Below are 3,805 nucleotides of genomic sequence, written 5' to 3' on the forward strand. Positions count from 1 at the left end.
TATCTTTCAATGGTCAAGCTGGGTTGCATCCGATTGTTTTACAAGAGGTTATGCAATTAAGGGACACAGCCTAATATGGCCGAGCCAACTGTCCGGCGCGGTAGAACACCCCGCCAGAATGAGCATGACGGTAAGAAAGGTTAATCGGGTGCCAGGAGGTAACAGATTGCGGCGTGTAAGTAAGTTATGAATGTTCAAGATACGTCCTTTTTTGCACCGTACCGTACGGTTTTGTTATAAATTGACATAACTTCACAGTCAAGCGAAACTTGCGGGATGGACGAAGCGAGAAGAGAAGCGTATGCGGGTTAAGAGTGAAACAAAGCGACAAACCATCCTGGACGTTGCCACCAAAGCCTTTATTGAACTCGGATTTAACAACACGTCGATGTCAGAAATTGCCAGCCGCGTCGGCGGTTCAAAATCGACGCTCTATAACTATTTCAGCTCTAAGGAAGAGATCTTCTCAGCCGTGATGGAAACCTCGGCGAAAAGGGAAATCGCCGATGCGTTCGAATCCTTAGACCTGAAACAAGATATTGAAAAAACGCTGAATAAATTTGGCCGCCAGTACCTGGCCTCCATTATGAGCGGCAACATTCTGGCTATCTGGCGCTTGGCCGTTAGTGAATCAGAGCGCAGCGACATTGGTCAACGCTTTTACACCCAAGGGCCACAGCGTGGCTGGAAGCTGTTAAGCGATTATCTGGGCAAAAAAATCGAGGAAGGTGTACTGCGTAAATCCGACAGCGGAATTTGCGCCATGCATTTAAAAGGGCTGATGGAAGCCGAACTGTACCTCAGCGTGGTCCTCGGGGTTGAACCCGCGTCGGATAGCAAGAAAATCGAAGAAGTGACCGCCCGCGCGGTGACGGTTTTTCTGCTCGCTTACCGGGCCTGAATCGGGGCAAAAAAAAGCGTATGTCACCATACGCTTTTATTGCTGATTAGCTTAATAATCAGGCACCGTAATAGGCGCTTGAATATAAGGTTTTCACATCTTGCACCGTCGGCTGATTGGGGTTGGTCAGGGTGCACGGATCACCCACCGCGTTGCTGCTCATTCGGTCGAGTACCTGCATAAATGCGGCTTCTTTAATCTCAACCTCACCACAATTGCCGAGCGTTTCTGGAATATTCAGGCGCTTATTCAGATCCTTAATTGCCGTAATCAGATTACCAATACCCAGCGTTTTCTCCAGCTTCTGGTATTTATTGGTGTAGATAGAATTATATTGAATGATATACGGCAGCATGATGGCATTCGCCAGACCGTGGGTAATACCGAACTCACCGCCAATTTTATGCGCCATGGAATGCACCAGCCCTAAAGACGCATTGGTGAACGCAATGCCCGCCAGCGCCGACGCATTATGCATGTGCATACGCGCATTCAAATCGTTCGGCGACAGATAGGCGATTTCCAGATATTCAAACACCAGGCGAATGGCTTCAACCGCAAAGGGGTCGGTAAAGGAGTTGGAAGCGGTAGAAACATAGGCTTCTAACGCATGCGTCAGAACGTCCATCCCCGTATGCACGGTGACATGCGGCGGCATTTTTGCCGGGATGGTTGGGTCAAGAATGGCGATATCCGGCACCAGATCTGCCGCCACAATCGGGTATTTGATGTGGTTCGCGGTATCAGTGATGACTGAAAACGCGGTGATTTCAGACGCGCTGCCGCTGGTTGACGGAATGGCGACGAAGCGGGCCTTATTGCGCAATGCGGGCATCGAGCCGACGGGGATAATGTCTTCAAACGTCAGGTGCGGGTGTTCGTAGAAACACCACATCACTTTTGCCGCATCCAGCGCGGAACCGCCACCAATCGCCACAATCCAGTCTGGTTCGAATTCCAGCATCGCTTTCGCCCCGCGCCACACCGTTTCCACAGACGGGTTGGGTTCGACATTATCAATCACGGTGCATTCCATACCGGCTTTATTCAGCTCGCTGATGGCCCGGTCCAGAAAACCAAAGCGTTTCATTGAGCTACCGCCCGTAACCAGCGCGGCCTTTTTCCCTTTTAAGGTGGCCAGATGGTCTAACGCATTTTCGCCATAAATAATACTGCGCGGAATAGAGAATGAAAGTGTCATAGAAGACTCCAAAAATTTAAGAAGAAAGATTGGTTTTTATTTTGCGCACAGGCAGGAAGGGGCAAGGGAAATAAGATGTGCGCAGAGTAAAAGCAAATCTTTGATATGACGCCGGGTGATTGTCGCAGCAATACCCGGCGGAATTTGTGATGAAAGCAGAGGAATTAAATCGTACCGTCCCTGCAGCCGACTTTTTCGCGCTGTACGTCGTTTTCACTGGGTGTGCTGGCTTGAGGTGCAGAAAAAGGCGGGAAAGACACCGTCAAACCCGCCTGAAAGCAGAGAGGGAGGAATTACAGCCCTGGGTATTCCGCTGAAGGATCCGGCCAGGGCGTTAGCAGATCGAAACCGGTGTCGGTGACCGCCACCATATGCTCCCACTGCGCCGAGAGAGAGCGGTCTTTGGTCACCACCGTCCAGCCGTCGGACAGCACGCTCGTGGCGGCTTTACCGGCGTTGATCATCGGCTCAATGGTAAAAATCATCCCTTTTTTCAGCACCAGTCCGCTACCCGGACGGCCATAGTGCAGAATCTGCGGCTCCGCGTGATAGACCTGCCCCACGCCGTGACCACAGTACTCTTTCACCACCGAGAAACCGGCGGATTCCGCCACCTGCTGGATAGCCGCGCCGATATCGCCAAGGGTAGCGCCGGGACGCACAACCTTAATTCCGGCGACCATCGATTCATAAGTGATGTTGGTCAGCCGTCTGGCACGCACCGAAGGCTCCCCGACGAAATACATACGGCTGGTATCGCCGTACCAGCCGTCTTTAATAATCGCCACGTCGATGTTGATGATGTCGCCATCTTTAAGGCGTTTCTCCGACGGGATGCCGTGGCAGACCACGTGATTGACCGAGGTGCAGACGGTACGGGTATAGCCGTTGTAACCAATGTTCGCTGGAATCACCTTGAGTTCGTGGCGAATAAAATCGTGACACAGCTTGTCGATCTCATCGGTGGTGACGCCCGCGCGAACGTGGGATTTGATCATTTCCAACACTTTTGCCGCAGCGTGGCCCGCCGCGCGAGCCATTTCAATCTCTTCCTGAGAGTGCAGTTTGATGTTCGTCAATTTGCTTCATGCTCCATTTGCAGTGACAGCGGCTCATCATCAACAAGCTTATTGATATCAACGCCGCCCTTAAGCTCCACCCGAACCAGCAGGCGGGTGAGTTCCTGATGCGTCAAATGCGGATACAGCTCTGAAAGCATGCCGATTTTCAGCCAGTGCTCTGCCTGCGAGTTGATCGAACGGCTCAGTGCGTTACTGGCAAGACGCAGGTTTTCGTGCATCAGATCCGAGATTTTAACAATGCCCATGCTTCACCTTATACGAATCATATATGAAACGTATAATACACCAATTATGCAGCGAGGGAAGCAGGGAGAAACGGCAGGCACAGCGAGACAGTGACCAAAAGGTAACCTCTCTGGTGACAGGATTGTGATAAATGAGGTGATGAGAGACGGGAACAGTGCAGCGACAGATTCGGTCTAAAAATCTTCCAGAAGCTTTAACTGATTGATGGTTAGGGGATTGAACCGCCCCGGTTTTCCTGGAGAGTATTTTAGTTGGGAACTCAGGCTGCCAGATCCTTATTCCCGATGGAAGCATAATATGAGCCTGTACATAAAATTGTGTAATTGCCTGATTTTGATATGTTCAATCCAACATCAAAAGCAGGTTAATTTATGG

At 50.9% G+C, this 3,805-nt stretch carries 4 protein-coding genes; 1 reads left to right on the top strand and 3 read right to left on the bottom strand.

What is annotated here, in order from left to right; all coding sequences use genetic code 11:
* Positions 1-301 precede the first annotated feature (301 nt).
* Positions 302-901: a TetR/AcrR family transcriptional regulator gene (locus ACSZPU_RS24125; protein ID WP_499004080.1), complete on the top strand. Its 600-nt coding sequence runs from the start codon at positions 302-304 to the stop codon at positions 899-901.
* Positions 902-959: 58 nt separating this feature from the next.
* Here the strand turns inward: ACSZPU_RS24125 and ACSZPU_RS24130 are convergent, their stop codons facing one another.
* The 3 genes from ACSZPU_RS24130 to ACSZPU_RS24140 all read right to left on the bottom strand — a co-directional run bounded on the left by ACSZPU_RS24130 (position 960) and on the right by ACSZPU_RS24140 (position 3,429).
* The gene (locus ACSZPU_RS24130; protein ID WP_499004083.1) at positions 960-2,102 is read right to left on the bottom strand and encodes an iron-containing alcohol dehydrogenase; all 1,143 of its coding nucleotides are present in this window, start codon (positions 2,100-2,102) and stop codon (positions 960-962) included.
* 293 nt (positions 2,103-2,395) lie between these two features.
* Positions 2,396-3,181, bottom strand: a complete 786-nt coding sequence (gene map / locus ACSZPU_RS24135; protein WP_499004086.1) for a type I methionyl aminopeptidase — start codon at positions 3,179-3,181, stop codon at positions 2,396-2,398.
* Complete coding sequence (locus ACSZPU_RS24140; RefSeq protein ID WP_499004088.1) at positions 3,178-3,429, bottom strand: ParD-like family protein; 252 nt, start codon at positions 3,427-3,429, stop codon at positions 3,178-3,180. Before ACSZPU_RS24140 ends, map begins: the two co-directional genes overlap by 4 nt.
* Between the last annotated feature and the right edge of the window lie 376 nt (positions 3,430-3,805).

Source organism: Phytobacter sp. V69 (assembly GCF_965644215.1).
Taxonomy (GTDB): Bacteria; Pseudomonadota; Gammaproteobacteria; order Enterobacterales; family Enterobacteriaceae; genus Phytobacter.

Bases quoted from the DNA above. Each gene is read 5' to 3' on its own strand.
- ACSZPU_RS24130 (WP_499004083.1), bottom strand. From the start codon at position 2,102: ATGACACTTTCATTCTCTATTCCGCGCAGTATTATTTATGGCGAAAAT.
- ACSZPU_RS24140 (WP_499004088.1), bottom strand. From the start codon at position 3,429: ATGGGCATTGTTAAAATCTCGGATCTGATGCACGAAAACCTGCGTCTT.
- ACSZPU_RS24125 (WP_499004080.1), top strand. From the start codon at position 302: ATGCGGGTTAAGAGTGAAACAAAGCGACAAACCATCCTGGACGTTGCC.